This window comes from Micropruina sp., assembly GCF_047607385.1.
GTDB lineage: Bacteria > Actinomycetota > Actinomycetes > Propionibacteriales > Propionibacteriaceae > Micropruina.
In genome coordinates, this window is the sequence record NZ_JASGDE010000092.1 from 1 (window position 1) to 13,962 (window position 13,962).

At 71.5% G+C, this 13,962-nt stretch carries 12 protein-coding genes; 7 read left to right on the forward strand and 5 right to left on the reverse strand.

Going from position 1 to position 13,962, the window contains the following annotated elements:
• A partial coding sequence (locus QM582_RS08465; protein ID WP_415083500.1) for a hypothetical protein occupies positions 1 to 1,380 on the forward strand: 1,380 nt, incomplete at its 5' end.
• Positions 1,361 to 1,750, forward strand: a complete 390-nt coding sequence (locus QM582_RS08470) for a hypothetical protein (protein WP_415083502.1) — start codon at positions 1,361 to 1,363, stop codon at positions 1,748 to 1,750. The genes QM582_RS08465 and QM582_RS08470, both read left to right, overlap by 20 nt.
• A gap of 8 nt (positions 1,751 to 1,758) precedes the next feature.
• Here the strand turns inward: QM582_RS08470 and QM582_RS08475 are convergent, their stop codons facing one another.
• Positions 1,759 to 1,932 carry a DUF5302 domain-containing protein gene (locus QM582_RS08475; protein WP_415083504.1) on the reverse strand — a complete coding sequence of 58 codons (174 nt, stop codon included), beginning with the start codon at positions 1,930 to 1,932 and terminating at the stop codon, positions 1,759 to 1,761.
• A gap of 63 nt (positions 1,933 to 1,995) precedes the next feature.
• On the opposite strand from QM582_RS08475, the gene dcd reads away from it, so the two are divergent.
• Positions 1,996 to 2,571: a dCTP deaminase gene (gene dcd / locus QM582_RS08480; protein WP_415083506.1), complete on the forward strand. Its 576-nt coding sequence runs from the start codon at positions 1,996 to 1,998 to the stop codon at positions 2,569 to 2,571.
• 57 nt (positions 2,572 to 2,628) lie between these two features.
• On the opposite strand, the gene ald is transcribed toward dcd, so the two are convergent.
• Positions 2,629 to 3,747 (reverse strand): alanine dehydrogenase, encoded by a 1,119-nt coding sequence (gene ald, locus QM582_RS08485; protein WP_415083508.1) that lies wholly within the window; start codon positions 3,745 to 3,747, stop codon positions 2,629 to 2,631.
• Positions 3,748 to 3,990: 243 nt separating this feature from the next.
• Complete coding sequence (locus tag QM582_RS08490) at positions 3,991 to 5,652, reverse strand: glycoside hydrolase family 13 protein (protein ID WP_415083510.1); 1,662 nt, start codon at positions 5,650 to 5,652, stop codon at positions 3,991 to 3,993.
• A gap of 80 nt (positions 5,653 to 5,732) precedes the next feature.
• On the opposite strand from QM582_RS08490, the gene QM582_RS08495 reads away from it, so the two are divergent.
• The 3 genes from QM582_RS08495 to QM582_RS08505 all read left to right on the forward strand — a co-directional run bounded on the left by QM582_RS08495 (position 5,733) and on the right by QM582_RS08505 (position 8,955).
• A complete protein-coding gene (locus tag QM582_RS08495) occupies positions 5,733 to 6,734 on the forward strand; it encodes a LacI family DNA-binding transcriptional regulator (RefSeq protein WP_415083512.1) in 1,002 nt (333 codons plus the stop codon).
• Positions 6,735 to 6,743: 9 nt separating this feature from the next.
• Positions 6,744 to 8,378, forward strand: a complete 1,635-nt coding sequence (locus QM582_RS08500) for a hypothetical protein (RefSeq protein WP_415083514.1) — start codon at positions 6,744 to 6,746, stop codon at positions 8,376 to 8,378.
• 151 nt (positions 8,379 to 8,529) lie between these two features.
• Positions 8,530 to 8,955: a hypothetical protein gene (locus QM582_RS08505; RefSeq protein ID WP_415083515.1), complete on the forward strand. Its 426-nt coding sequence runs from the start codon at positions 8,530 to 8,532 to the stop codon at positions 8,953 to 8,955.
• Positions 8,956 to 8,957: 2 nt separating this feature from the next.
• Here the strand turns inward: QM582_RS08505 and QM582_RS08510 are convergent, their stop codons facing one another.
• On the reverse strand, positions 8,958 to 9,161 hold the full coding sequence (locus tag QM582_RS08510; protein ID WP_415083517.1) for a hypothetical protein: 204 nt from the start codon (positions 9,159 to 9,161) through the stop codon (positions 8,958 to 8,960).
• A gap of 317 nt (positions 9,162 to 9,478) precedes the next feature.
• Positions 9,479 to 12,643, reverse strand: a complete 3,165-nt coding sequence (locus tag QM582_RS08515; protein WP_415083520.1) for a S8 family serine peptidase — start codon at positions 12,641 to 12,643, stop codon at positions 9,479 to 9,481.
• Positions 12,644 to 12,827: 184 nt separating this feature from the next.
• On the opposite strand from QM582_RS08515, the gene QM582_RS08520 reads away from it, so the two are divergent.
• The coding region (locus tag QM582_RS08520; protein ID WP_415083522.1) for a hypothetical protein at positions 12,828 to 13,962 on the forward strand (1,135 nt) is incomplete at its 3' end.

The following is a 13,962-nucleotide window of genomic DNA, read 5'->3' on the forward strand; positions in this document are numbered from 1 at the left end:
CTGCCCGGAGCCGACCAGCAGGCGGCCGCGTACACCGCCGCCGAGGCCGCGGCGTTGGCCGCCGCCGGGACGCCGCTGGCCGCCGCGGACCGCTACGCGGAGGCGGTCGAACTGGCCCGGCGGATCCGGCTCGCTCCGGCCGACTGGCTGCCCTGGGCGTTGGCGGGCGTCACCGCGCTTACCCTGGGTGGCCGGATCGACCAGGCCACCGCGCAGGGCCGGGAGCTGGCCGCCGTGGCGCGTCGGGCCGGCGAGCCGGTGCTGTTCGGCCAGGCGGCGCTGCTGGCCACCGGGCCCTGGGTGCCGATGGGGGCGGCGTCCCGGCGCGCCCAGCTGCTGCTCGGGGAGGCGCTGGAATGGGTGCCGGCCGACCAGACCGCGCTGCGCGTCCGATTGATGGAGGGCTATCTGCGGGCCGGAAAGGTCGGCGACCCGACCATGCTGGCCCGGCTTGGCGATATGGAGCCGGAGACGTTGCGGCATGCCGCCGACCCCGACCCGACGGTGGCGCTGGACGCCCTGCGTGCCCTGCACTCGCTGACCTGGCCGCGGCAGCAGCCGTCCCAGCGCCGGCTCGAGCTGTCCCAGCGGATGGCCGTGGTGGCGGCCCGGGCCGGCAGTGCCGAGGCCGAGCTGGAGGCGCTGCGGACGATCGTCACCGCGCACATCGAACTCGCCGACCGGCTGGGCGCGGCGGCCGCCGCGCAGGACTACCAGCGCCGCGCCGAGGCGTCCGGCTCGGTGCTGCACCGGTGGGTGGCCATCACGCTGAGCGAGCTGCTCGCCGGGCTGTCCGGGCCGACCGCGGCCGCGGCGCGGCACGCCGAGCGGGCCCGCGCCCTCCAGGCCGGCGTCGACCCGGAGACGGTCGCCCTCACCGGGCACGAGCGGCTGCTCAGCGACGCCGTCCGCGACGACCGGCTGGTCGACCTGGCTCCCGCCTTCGAGGCGCTGGACGACGAGATCTCCGAGGTCGACCCGCTCTACCAGTTGGTCGCCGCCGGGATCGCCGCCGAACTGGGTCGTCCGCCGTCGCTGGACTACCTGGAACAGCTCTGGAACAGCGTCCGGGGCACCTTCCGGGCCGGCGTGGCGGCAGGACTGATCGTCGGGGCGCTGGGCGGCGCCCAGCCCGCACCGGAGTTCGCCGACGAGCTCGCCGCCGAACTGGCGGTGTACAGCGGCGGCTGGCTGCCGATCGGGGGATCGGCCGGGATCGGGCCCGCGGACGCCCACCTGGCCCGACTGTTGCGGCGGCGCGGCGCCGACGAGGCGAGCGCGCGCCACGCCCGACTGGCGACCTCCGTCGCCCACCGATTCGCACCCGCCTGGGTACGGTTCACACAGAAGGAGCACCCCCATGCCGAAGATCGGAGTTGAGGATTTCCTCGACAATGACACCACCCAGTTCGTACTGAACTGGAACACCTGGTCGACCGACGTCGACCGGCAGGACGTCTACCGGCGGGCCTGGACGAAGGCGTCCAACCGCTCGGCTCTGGCGTTCATCAGCGCCGTCGCCGCCGAGAAGAAGGCCCGGGTTCCGGACCACATCGTGCACTACCTGTCCCGGCACCCGGAGTTCTCCGAGACCTTCCAGAAGGCGTTCAAGAAGGTGCGCAAGAACAACTGGCGGCTCGGCGCCGTGGTGAACCAGCTGGTGCTGGAATTCCCGCCGTCGGTCAGCCGGGCCGAGAACACCAAGGAGCAGATCGTGATGCTCTACGTGGTGGGCGACCCGGAGGCCTGAGCGACCGGTCAGCCGCCGGACTTGCGCCGGAACTGCCGCTTGCCGCCCTGGGCATGGGTGTTCTTCGCCGTGCCCCGGGCGGCATCGGTGTGATCGGCTCCGGCCTGCCGGCCCTGCTGCTTGCGTTCCAGCGCGGCCTTGAACGCGGCCTTGGTGTCGGCGTTCGGATCGGATTCCGGCATCGGTGCCTCCTTGGTCGCGACGAGGACACCCACTGTAGGGGCTGTCACGGTAACCTCAGGCGCGTGCTGCTCTCCGATCGCGACATCCGCGCCCAGATCGATGCGGGACGCGTCCGGTTCGACCCCTGGGATCCGGCGATGATCCAGCCCAGCAGCGTGGACGTCCGGCTGGACAAATTCTTCCGGCTGTTCGACAACCACAAGTACCGGGTGATCGATCCCGCCGCCGATCAGCCGGAGTTGACCCGGCTGGTCGAGGTCGACCCGGCCGAGGGCTTCGTGCTGCACCCGGGCGAGTTCGTACTGGGCAGCACCTTCGAGACCGTGACGCTGCCCGACGACCTGGCCGCCCGGGTCGAGGGCAAGTCCAGCCTGGGACGCCTCGGGCTGCTCACCCATGCCACCGCCGGCTTCGTCGACCCCGGTTTCAGCGGGCACGTCACCCTGGAGCTGTCCAACGTGGCCACCCTGCCGATCATGCTCTGGCCGGGGATGAAGATCGGCCAGCTGGCCTTCTTCCAACTCTCCAGCCCCTCGGAGAACCCGTACGGCTCGGCGGTGTACGGCTCCCACTACCAGAATCAGCGCGGGCCGACGGCGTCCCGGAGTTTCCAGAACTTCCACCGCGCCGACGTGTGAGCGTCCAGTCCGCGGGCCCGGTTCTCGTGGACGGTCGCGCGAGGCACGAGAGTTGGTTCAGCCGAGGACGTCCGCGATGCTCGTGGCCGGCAGGTCGCCGAAGGCGTCCGCGACGCCGGGGCAGGTGATGGCGCCGGCCACCGTGTTCAGGCCCAGGGCCAGCGGCGGCGAGTCGATGCAGGCCTGCCGCCAGCCCTTGCCGGCCAGTTGAGTGGCGTAGGGCAGGGTGGCGTTGGTGAGCGCCCAGGTGGAGGTGTTCGGCACCGCGCCGGGCATGTTCGCCACGCAGTAGAAGATCGATTCGTGCACGGCGAAGGTGGGGTCGTCGTGGGTGGTGGGATGGGAGTCCTCGAAGCAGCCGCCCTGGTCGATGGCGACGTCGACCAGCACCGAACCGGGGCGCATCTGGGCCACCATCTCGTTGGTCACCAGCTTGGGCGCCTTGGCTCCGGGGATCAGCACGGTGCCGATCACCAGGTCGGCGGCCAGCACCTGCTCGCGGACGCTCAGTGCGGTCGACACGATGCCCTGGACCCGGTTGTCGTAGCGCCAGAAGGTCATCCGGAGCTTCTCCAGATCGGTGTCCAGGACGGTCACGTTGGCGCCCATGCCAAGGGCGATGTTGGCCGCGTTCTGCCCGGCCACGCCACCGCCGAGCACCACCACCTTGGCGTTCGGGACGCCGCCGACGGCTCCCATCAGCACGCCCCGGCCGCCCTGGGCCTTCATCATGGCGTGTGCCCCGACCTGCGGCGCCAGGCAGCCGGCCACCTCCGACATCGGGTAGAGCAGCGGCAGCATCCCGCTCGGCAGCTGTACCGTCTCGTAGGCCAGCGCGGTGGTCCCGGCGGCCAGCAGCCGCTCGGTCAGCGCTCGGTCGGCGGCCAGGTGCAGGTAGGTGAACAGCACCAGGTCGTCGCGCAGGTAGCCGTACTCGGACGCCACCGGCTCCTTCACCTTCATCACCAGTTCGCCGGCGGCCCAGGTGGCGTCGGCGTCCGGCAGGATGGTGGCGCCCTGGGCGGCGTACTCGGCGTCGGTGATCGACGAGCCGAGCCCGGCGCCGGCCTGGACGAACACCTGGTGGCCGCGCCGGGTCAGTTCGTGGACTCCGACCGGGGTGATGGCGACCCGGTACTCGCGGTTCTTGACCTCGGTGGGCACGGCGATCTTCATGGCGCTCCTTCAACCGGTGTGCCAGCAGTGTAGAGGCCGAAAACACGCCGTGCGCGACGCTTCGGCGCCGGCCCTCCCCCCGAAGAGGCCGGCCGCCGATGCGTCGCGCATCATGCGTTCCCCCCGAGGCCGCACCGCCGAATCAACCCCCGGAAAGAATCGGGATCAGCGACCTTGTCATCCACCATGAGCACCCCGGGTAGCGGGTGATACATGGGCGTCCGGAGACTTTCCGGAGTTTTTCTAGCCGCGCAGCCAGACCGTGGTGTCGGACGGCAGCAGGCCGTCCTCGGTCAGTTCGCCGGAGGCCAGCAGCACCTCGCCGGCGGGCAGTGCCAGCGGCCCGGAACCGAGGTTCGTCCAGCACTGGAAGCCGGCGGAGCCCGCCCCGGCCGGCCGGGTGAAGGCCAGCGCGTCGGCGCCGGCGTCCAGCCATTCCAGGGTGCCGTCGCCGAGTTCGCCCAGCTCGCGGCGCAGCTTCAGCGCGGCCTTGTACAGCTCCAGGGTGGAGCCGGCCACGCCGTCCTGGGCGTCCGCGGCCAGCGGAGCCCAGTCTTCCGGCTGCGGCAGCCAGGGTGCGGCGGCGCCGTCCGGGGAGAAGCCGAACGAGTCGCCGGCGGACGTCCAGGGCAGCGGGACGCGGCAGCCGTCGCGGCCCTTGTCGGTGCCGCCGGACTGGACCCAGGTCGGATCCTGCAGCGCCTCGGCCGGGATGTGCTCGGCCTCGGGCAACCCGAGCTCCTCACCCTGGTAGACGTAGGCGCCGCCGGGCAGCGCGAGCATCAGCAGGGCGGCGGCACGGACCCGGCGGCGTCCCAGATCGAAGTCGGCGGGCAGGTCCTGGAAGTCCATCAGGTGCCGGTCCATCGGCTTCAGCAGCCGCTGGTCGCGGGCGTAGCGGGACACCGGCCGGCAGACGTCGTGGTTGCCCAGCACCCAGGTGGGCGGGGCGCCGACGGCGGCGTGCGAGGCGATGGTGGCGTCGATCACCGACCGCAGCTGGCCGGGCAGCCAGGGCGCCATCAGGAAGTCGAAGTTGAATGCGGTGTGCAGCTCGTCGGAGCGCAGGTAGGCGGCCAGCCGCTGCGGGCGTCCGACCCAGATCTCACCGCAGAACGCCCGGGCCGGGCTGTACTCGTCGGCGATCGCGCGCCACTCGCGGAAGATCTCGTGCACGGCCGGCTGGTCCCAGTGCGGGTGCTCGTGCTCGGCGTCCTCGGCCAGCGGGAAGGCCAGGCCGTTCAGGTCGGGCAGCTCCCAGTTCTTCTCCAGGCCGTGCGCCACGTCGATCCGGAAGCCGTCGATGCCGCGGTCGAACCAGAACCGCAGGGTCTGCTCGAACTCGACCCGGATCGCCGGGTGTCGCCAGTTCACGTCCGGCTGGGCGGGGGCGAACAGGTGCAGGTACCACTGGCCGTCCGGAACCCGGGTCCAGGCCGGGCCGCCGAAGTTGCTCTGCCAGTCGTTGGGCGGCAGCTCGCCGTCGCTGCCGCGGCCCTCGCGGAAGACGTACAGCTCACGCTCGGGGGAGCCCGGGGCGGCGGCCAGCGCGGCCTGGAACAGCGCGTGCTGGTCGGAGGTGTGGTTCGGGACGATGTCGATGATCATCTTGATCCCGGCGGCGTGTGCCTCGGCGATCAGTGCGTCGGCCTCGGCGAGGGTGCCGAACAGCGGCTCGATGTCGCGGTAGTCGCTGACGTCGTAGCCGGCGTCAGCCATCGGCGAGGGGTACCAGGGGCTGATCCAGATCGCGTCGACGCCCAGCGCCGCCAGGTGCGGCAGCTTGCCGCGGATGCCCGCGATGTCACCGATGCCGTCGCCGTTGGCGTCGGCGAAGCTGCGCGGATAGATCTGATACACCACCGCATGCCGCCACCAGTCGTCGCCTGCGTTGCGCCCGTTCATGAGTCCCCTTTACCGGTATAGTTCTGTACCGGTAAAGATAGTCAGCCGGTAGGGTCTCCGGCAAATCGTGGAAGGGATCCATGCCGAGAGTCACCTTGCAGTCCATCGCGGACCGGGTCGGGGTCAGCCGGATGACCGTGTCGAACGCCTTCTCGCGTCCCGATCAGCTGTCCGCCGAGCTGCGCCAGCGGATCCTCGCGACGGCCGACGAGCTGGGCTACCACGGTCCCGATCCGGCCGCCCGGTCGCTGGCCACCGGCACCTCGGGTGCGATCGGGGTGCTCTGGACCCAGCCGCTGCGGCTGGCGCTCTCGGACGCGGTCACCGCCCGTTTCCTGGGCGCGGTGGCCGACGAGCTCAGTGCGGACGCCCTGGCGCTGACCATGCTGCCGCCCACGGTGCCCGCCCACGACGTCGCGATGGACGGCGCCATCGCCTACTCCTGCGACCTGGACGCCCCCAGCGTGGAGTGGCTGCGGCGCCGCGGAGTTCCGGTGGTGGGCGTCGACATGGCCTGGGAGGACGGCGTCCGGGTGACCATCGACGACCGCGGCGGGGCGCGGGCGGCGGCCGCCCACCTGGCCGGGCTGGGGCACACCCGGGTGGCCATCCTGGCGCCCCAGGCGGAGCCGGACGAGCACCCTCGGCATCTGGTCGGCGCCGAACGGATGGCCGGCTGGATCGAGGGGCTGGGCGGCATCAAGCCGGTGATCAGCTTCGTGCAGATCTTCGGCGACAACCGGGCCTCGATCACCGAACTGCTGCGCCGGCACCGGCCCACCGCGGTGCTGTGCGTCTCCGACCTGGTGGCGGCCCAGGCGCTGGCGGCGGCCGGCGACCTCGGCCTGCGGGTGCCCGGCGACCTCTCGGTGGTCGGCTTCGACGATCACCCGGTGGCCGCCGGGCTGGGCCTGACCACCGTCGCCCAGGACGCCGACGCCAAGGGCCGCGCCGCTGCCCAGGCACTCCGGCAGGTGCTCGCGAACCGGGCCGATCCGGCGGTTCCGGAGCCGGCCGACGTGGAACTGCCGGTGCGGCTGGTGGTTCGGGGTAGCACCGGAACCGTCGGAGCCGCGGGCTAGCATGCGGCCATGAGCCCAGCCGGCGCCGTGCGGCGTCCCCCGACCTGGCTGATCGCTGTGCTGGTGCTGGCGTTGGCCGGCGGCGGCTATCTGGTCTGGCGCACCGCCACCGACCCGCTGCCCGGGGCCACCGTGGCGGCCCGGCGAGCGGCCGACGCGCTGCGTGACCGGACCATCGCCGACGGTTCCTTCGGTTCGACGGTCGGGCCGTCCGAGCTGGCCGACCTGGAGGCGACGCTGCGCGGCATGGGCAGCCTGCGGCCCAGCATCGCGGTGGACAGCGTCCAGCTGGCCGACGATCAACGCGAGGCCACCGCCCGGCTGCGCGCCGAATGGGTGATCCACGACGGCAAACCCGCCTGGGTGCAGGAGGCCTACCTCCGGCTGACCCGCGGCGCCGACGGCTGGACCGGGGTCTGGCAACGCGACCTGATCGCGTCCGGGCTCCGTCCCGGCGACCGGTTGCGGGCCGTCCGGCTGAGCCCGGTGCGCGGCGAGATCCTGGGCCGGGACGACGAGCGGCTGGTCTGGAACCAGGAGGCCAAGCGGATCGGGCTGGACAAGGCGCTGATCCCGGCGGACGCCCAGCCCAAGGCCGCGGCCGCGCTGGCCAAGGCGGTCGGCATCGACTCCGACGGCTACGTCGCCAAGGTGGCCGGCTACGGCCCGCGCGCCTATGTGGAGGCCGCCGTGATCCGCGCGGTGGGGCCGAGCGGGTGGGACATCCTGGACGCGGTGCGCCCGATCCAGGGCGTGCGGGTGCTGGACGCCGTCCGGCCGCTGGCCCGCTCGGCGACCTTCGCGCGCCAGCTGCTGGGCAGCGTGGGGGAGGCCACCTCCGACGCCATCCGCAGCTCCGGCGGCACCGTCCGGGCCGGCGATCTGGTCGGGCTGGCCGGACTGCAGCGGGTGCACAACGCGCTGCTGATGGGCACCACCGGCTTCGTGGTGCAGGCCTACCCGGACGGCAACCCGCAGGACGCCCGCGAGCTGTTCCGGGTGCCGGCGGTGGACGGCCGATCGCTGCGCACCACCCTGGACGTCTCGTTGCAGACCCGGGCCGAGAAGCTGCTGGCGCGCTCCTCCGGCCGGGCCGCCGCGGTGCTGATCCGGCCCTCGGACGGTGCCCTGCTGGCCGTCGCCAGCAAGCCCGGACAGACCACCGCGACCACCCAGCGGGTCTATCCCACCGACTTCGCCCCGGTCAGCGGCCTGGCCGCTCCGGGCGGGCCGGCCGAGGCGATCCGGCTGCTCGGGCTGACCGAGGCGTTCGGGCTCGGCATCGAGACCTTCGGCGCCGAGGCCGACGGCAGTCTGCGTCTGTCGCCGTTCGCCATGGCGGTGGCCACCGCCTCGGTGGCCCGCGGCGGCACCATCCGGCCGATGCTGGTGGTCGGCCAGCAGCAGCCGGCCCCGGCGTCCGGGATCAGCCCCGAGCGGGCCGAGACGGTGCGCCAAGAGCTGCGGAAGCGGGCCGGACGCGGGGCGTTGCGGCCGTTGTCGAAGCTGGCCGGCCCAGCCGTGCTGGCCGACGGTGACGCCCGGTTGTGGACGGTGGCGGTGCGCGGCGACCTGGTCGTCGTCGGCTACGACTCGGCGAAGGGCTCACTGGACCTGGTGCGGCGACTCCTGGACGGGCAGTGAGGCTGTCGTGATGCCTCCCCGCCGCGATGTCCGACACATCAGGTTCTTCCTGATGGGCGCCGTGGTTGTGCTGACTTTGGTCGGGGCGCAGTCCCTGTTCTCTCCAGCCCCTGTCGCTGAGCGTCTCCACTTTCCGGCCGAGGGCCGGTCTATGACGCCCGAGGACGGGCTGCCGTCCTGGTTCACCGGCTCGCGGCCTGCTGATCTGCATCTTGAGGACACTCGACGTCTTGGCGAAGTGGACGGCAAGCCGGTGTATCTGTCGGTGGATTTCAGGCGAACAGCTCTTTGTCTGGTGATGGTCGATGATGCCGAGGCGATAGGCGGCGGCTGCGGGACTCATCGAGATATTGCTAGGTTAGGCCTCTGGGTGAGCGTTGTCGACGGTTCTGGTCGTGAATACACGGCGGTGGCGCTGCCTGAGGAGTATCCGACTCTCGAAGTGCCGTCAACGGTGGACGTACTGCTTCGAAACAGCGAAGTTGTGGTCGTTCGGACGCCTCCGGTGCGGGCTGAACTGGTGCTGCGGGGCCGAGGGCTGCGCCCGATCGTGATTGCGGCAAGGGCGTTCAACTGACGTCAGCGATCACCGCTTCGTCTCGGGCCCGAAACTGCCTCGCACAGCCGGGGGACGTCGCCGTTGCCGAAGCGATAGTCGTAGCGGCGCCCGTCGGCCTCGACGATCACGCGCATGCCGTCGACCTGCGACTGGGTGTACTTCACCCCGGGTTGTGCGCAACCCAATGACCCGTCATTGAACCGCACCTTCTCGACGCTGATCACCAGAACCTCCGTGGTCACGCCTCGGCCGCGCAACTCGGACTGGATGGCCGCCAGCCGATGAGGCGGAAGAGTGGCCTGTGTTCCGGATGGCGCAGAGGGTAGCGGTGGAGCGGTCAGGAACCGGGACTGCTGCGGGGCCGGCCGGCTCTGCTGCGGCTCCGGACTCGTTGACGGAGTCATGGAACAGGCGTTGAGCAGAAGCAACGCAAGCAGGCAACCGATACGAGGCACGCGGCGAGTCTAGGTGCGAGTCGTCGCGCGAATGGGAAAACGCCGCCCCCGGGAAATGATCCCGGGGGCGGCGCATTCGACGATGGTCAGAACGACGGCTTCGGCAGCAGCAGCGCCTCGTCCTTCCCGGCCTTGTTGTCCAGCACCACGATCATCGTGCCCAGCGGCTTCTGGTCCGCGACGGCGGTGGTGTCGAAGGTGACCTGCACCGTGTTGCTGCCGCTGACCGGCACGGTGGCGTAGTCACCGTTGCTGATCGCCGGCTTCCACGGGTCGTAGCTGGCCGTTCCGGCGATCTCGTCGGTGGCCGCCTCCTCCACGAAGGAGTAGCTGGACACCTCGTAGCGGAACGCGCCGGAGGACTTGGACAGTCCCAGGTCGGCGGCGTCCACCGGCAGCAGGATGGTGCTGCTGTCGGTCGGGGCCTGCGCCAGGTAGCCGGTGCTGCTCAACTCCTTGCTGGCGACGTCGTAGAGGAACACCTCGCTCAGCCCGTCCGGGTCGTCGTTGCGGACGTCGCCCGAATCACGGCTGAACACGATGTAGTCCGGCTCGCCGTCCCGGTTGGTGTCGATCGCCACGTCGAATTCGATCGCCGCCGCGTTCGACCACCGGGTCCAGCTGTTGATCGCGAAGACCAGCGTCTGCTCGCCCTGATCGTCGATCGACTGCACCCCGGCGGCCCGGAGGTCGAGTCCCTTCGGGTAGGACGAGCTGACGTCCTGGGCGTCCTGCAAGCCCCAGGTGTAGAAGTCGGCTCCGGCCCGCAGCGCGCCCTTGGGGTTGGTCAGCGTGACGTTGGTCTGCTGCGTGGCCGGTGCGATGTCGGTCTTCTTGGCGTCCGGACGCTTCTCGGTGGTGGCGTTCGGGGCCGTGGTCAGCGACGACTTGACCAGAGCCTGGGTGGCGGCCACCTTGGCCTGGGCCCGGGGCACCATCAGGTACGGGACGCGCAGCGTGCCCTTGCCGTTGCTGGTGATCCGGATGTTGCCGGACGCCTCGCGCAGGGCGAACTGGTTGTCGCCGGCCAGCGACGAGCCGACGGACTTGGCCGACAGGCTCAGCTTCACGGTGACGGTGCGGCTGCTCCGGGCGGGCACGGTGATCTTGGTCCGGCTGAACTTCACCGAGGCCGGAACCGACTGCTTGGTCTTCTCGTTCTTCAGCGAGAAGGTCACCTTCTTGGAGCCCTTGTTCACCAGGGTCAGCTTCTTGCTGCCCGACCAGGTGCCGGTCGGTTCGTGGAAGCCGAAGCTGAGGGTTCCCTCGTACACCTTGCCGGCCTTGGTGGAGTACTGGTCGCCGATCGCGAAGATGCTGGTCGAGACCACCTGCTTGGTGTCCACCAGCCCGCCGCCCAGGGTCAGCCGGTAGCCGGGCACGTTGGCCGGGTCGGCGGTGCTGGTCAGGGCCGCGCTGATCTGTCCGGCCGACCAGCTCTTGTGCGCCTGCCGGGCCAGGGCCGCCACGCCCGCGACGTGCGGGGCCGCCATCGAGGTGCCGGACAGCACCGACACGTCGTTGCCGGTGCCAACACCCGCCGAGCGGATGCTGACGCCCGGTGCGGACACCGCGGGACGCAGCCCGCTGTCGCCGGTGCGCGGACCGCCGGAGGAGAAGTCCGCGTACTTCTTGTAGGTCGGGTTGCTCAGCGGGGCCGCGGCCAGGGTCAGGGTCTTGCCGGTGGCGGCCTTCAGCGCGGGCCCGTCGCTGTCACGGACGCCGAGGAACGGAATCGTGACCGTGTAGGGCTCGTGGTCGTCCGGGTTGGACAGGATCTGCCCCTCGAACGGCGGGTAGCCGCTGTCGGTGTTGATCATCACCACGGCGGCGGCACCGGCCTTCTGGGCGAAGATGCCGCGGGCGGCCCGGGCGCAGGTGCCGCGGGTGGTCACCGCGATCTGGTTGCCGCCGGCGGTGATGCCGGCCCGGGTGTAGTCGCTGACCGCGCAGCCCAGCGATTCGTTGGCCAGCGTGGACGGGTCGTCGGTGAGGTTGACGACGGTCAGCTGGTTGGTCGGCAGGGTCGCGGCGTTCGCGTTGATCGCGGCCGTCTTCTTGCCGTCGAAGCTCAGCGTGGCACCGGGGAAGCTGGCCGTGGAGTCGATCGCCGAGACGCTGATCACACCCTGCCCGGCGCCGGGGGAGCCGGCCAGGTACGGGTTCGGGCCGGAGTTGCCGGCCGAGGCGACCACGATCACGCCGGCGGCCTGAGCGTTGCGGGCGGCGATCGAATCGGGCTCCGTGGCCGAACCGTAGGTCGAACCCAGCGACATGTTGATCACGTTCATCTTGTTCTTCACGGCCCAGTCGATGGCCTCGACGACCACGTCGGTCGAGCCCTCGCAGCCGAACACCTTGAGCGCGTACAGGTTCACCTTGGGCGCCACGCCGGGGCCGACCTTGAAGTTCCGCTTGGGGGTCTTCGCGTCGTACGGGCCGGTGAACGCGGTGCCGTCGGCGTTGACGCCGCCGCCGCCGGTGGTGCCGGCGACGTGGCTGCCGTGACCGTTGCAGTCCAGCGGGTTGGCGTCCGGCTTCGGGGTCGAGGTGGCCGGGTCGCTGGCGTCGTAGTCGTCGCCGACGAAGTCGTAGCCGCCCTTCACCCGGGGTGCCTTGGGTCCGAACCAGGCCGGATTCGGGGTGTCGCTGGCCTTGGCGGTGTTGAACGCCTGCACAGTGCCCGGCCCGGCGAAGTCGGCATGGGTGTAGTCGATGCCGGTGTCGATGATCGCCACCTTGACGCCCTCGCCGCGGTACTTGTTGTTCTGCCAGACCTGCGGGGCGCCCAGGTAGGGCACGCTGGTGGCGTTCTGGATCTCGTACTTGCGGGCGGTGGTGACCGACTTCACCCCGGACAGCTGGGCGATCGCGCGCACCTGCTTGCGGGGCAGGGTGACCCGCATGCCGTTGTAGGCCGACTGCATCTGGGACAGCACCTTGCCGCCGCGGCTGTTGATCTCGGCCTTGATCCGGTCCTGGGACCTCTTCAGGCCGGAGCGGATCTGGGCGGCCCGGGTGCCCGACAGCGGCGTCGCGGACCGGCCCTCGACAACGGCGACCGGGTCGCCGGTCAACTCGACCATGACGGTCACTTTGGCGTCCGCCTTCAGCGAGGCGGGCACCGCGGAACTGTCGATCCGGGTCGAACTCGGCGCGGCGTCGAAGCGGTCGACGGGGTCGGCGTAGGCGACGGTGGGGACCGCGAGGGCGACGGCGCCCGTAGCGATCAGGAGTTTTCGGCGTAGCAAGATCTGCCCAGCCTTTCTGGAACGGGGGCACGGAGGGACGGATCGCCCCTCGGTCAGCAGGCTACGGAGCGTCCGCGCCGGGAGTCAACGTGTTGCGGGATGTCGAAGGCAACCTCGGCATGGTGCAATGGAGGCGTTCCCGATGCCGAAGTACGCCCGATTTTCGTGCCGTGACGAGGAGTTCATGAACCAGCCCAGTGACACTCACGCCCAGCAGACCCGTCGGCTGGCCTCGGAACTGCAGCGCCTGCGCGATTGGGCGGGCGGCGACCCGGAGCGGTTCGGGCCGGTCGCGGACGCCCTGGTCGAACTGACCGCGCACCGGCTCGCCGGGCACGCCTGGGCCGAGGCCGCGTCCGGTGCCCAGGAGGCCGTCACGTTGTCGGCCCGGGTGCTGGCCCAGCACGGCCCGGTCGGCCCCTACACACCACGGTCGGACGCCGCCCGGTCCATCACGTCCCTGGTGCACCTGGCGCTGATCCAGTCGGCGGCCGGACTGCATGCCCAGGCCGGGCAGGTGCTGGCCGCCGCGTTCGGGCTGCGGGAGCAGCTGGACCGGTTGGAACTGGACGACGCGCTGGCGCCGCAGACCATCGCCTGGGCGTTGCTGGTCTGGTCCCGGTCCGCGCTGGCCGGCGGCGATGCGGCGGCCGCGAACGCGCGCGCCGACGCCGCCGTGGCGGTGGGTGCCGACGACGGCGAGTTCCTGGCCGTGGACGTCGACCGGACCGCTTCGGACGCCCGCTGGGCGGCCGGCTGGGCCGAGCCGGCCGCGGAATACCTGCTGCGTGCCGTCGAGCGCTACGAGGCGCGGGCGCTGCAGCTGCTGGAGCAGCCGGAGTCGCTGCCACCGGCCATGCTGGACCGGCTCAGCGAGCCGATGTTCGGGCTGTACAGCGAGGCCGCCGACCGGGTGCTGGCGGCCGGGGCGTCCGGCCTCGGCCTCACCCTGCGGCGGCGCCTGGTCGATCTGCTGGGCGCGCTGGCGGTGCGCAAGCCGGAGGTGCAGCAGCTGCTGGTGGTGGCGCTGTCCGATCTGGCCGAGGATCTGCGTGGCCTGGGACGCCTGGCCGAGGCCGACGACGTGGCCGAACTGGCCGCGTCCATCACCGGCGACTCCGACGAGGAGGCGTTGCCGCGGCGGGACCGGGTCCGGCTCGGCGAACCGACATCGTGGACGTCGCTGCCGCCGGAGCAGGCGTTCGGCGTCCGGACCGGTGCCCAGGGCGAGCCGTCCGGACGGTTGGCTGCGCTGGGCGGACCGGCGGACGCCGCCGAGGCCGAGCGCCGTGCCGCGACCGAGGACGCGCTGGCGCGGC

Coding starts and splice junctions, on each gene's coding strand:
- QM582_RS08505 (WP_415083515.1), top strand. CDS start 8,530: ATGACGCCCGAGGACGGGCTGCCGTCCTGGTTCACCGGCTCGCGGCCT.
- QM582_RS08475 (WP_415083504.1), bottom strand. CDS start 1,932: ATGCCGGAATCCGATCCGAACGCCGACACCAAGGCCGCGTTCAAGGCC.
- QM582_RS08470 (WP_415083502.1), top strand. CDS start 1,361: ATGCCGAAGATCGGAGTTGAGGATTTCCTCGACAATGACACCACCCAG.
- ald (WP_415083508.1), bottom strand. CDS start 3,747: ATGAAGATCGCCGTGCCCACCGAGGTCAAGAACCGCGAGTACCGGGTC.
- QM582_RS08490 (WP_415083510.1), bottom strand. CDS start 5,652: ATGAACGGGCGCAACGCAGGCGACGACTGGTGGCGGCATGCGGTGGTG.
- QM582_RS08500 (WP_415083514.1), top strand. CDS start 6,744: ATGAGCCCAGCCGGCGCCGTGCGGCGTCCCCCGACCTGGCTGATCGCT.
- QM582_RS08495 (WP_415083512.1), top strand. CDS start 5,733: ATGCCGAGAGTCACCTTGCAGTCCATCGCGGACCGGGTCGGGGTCAGC.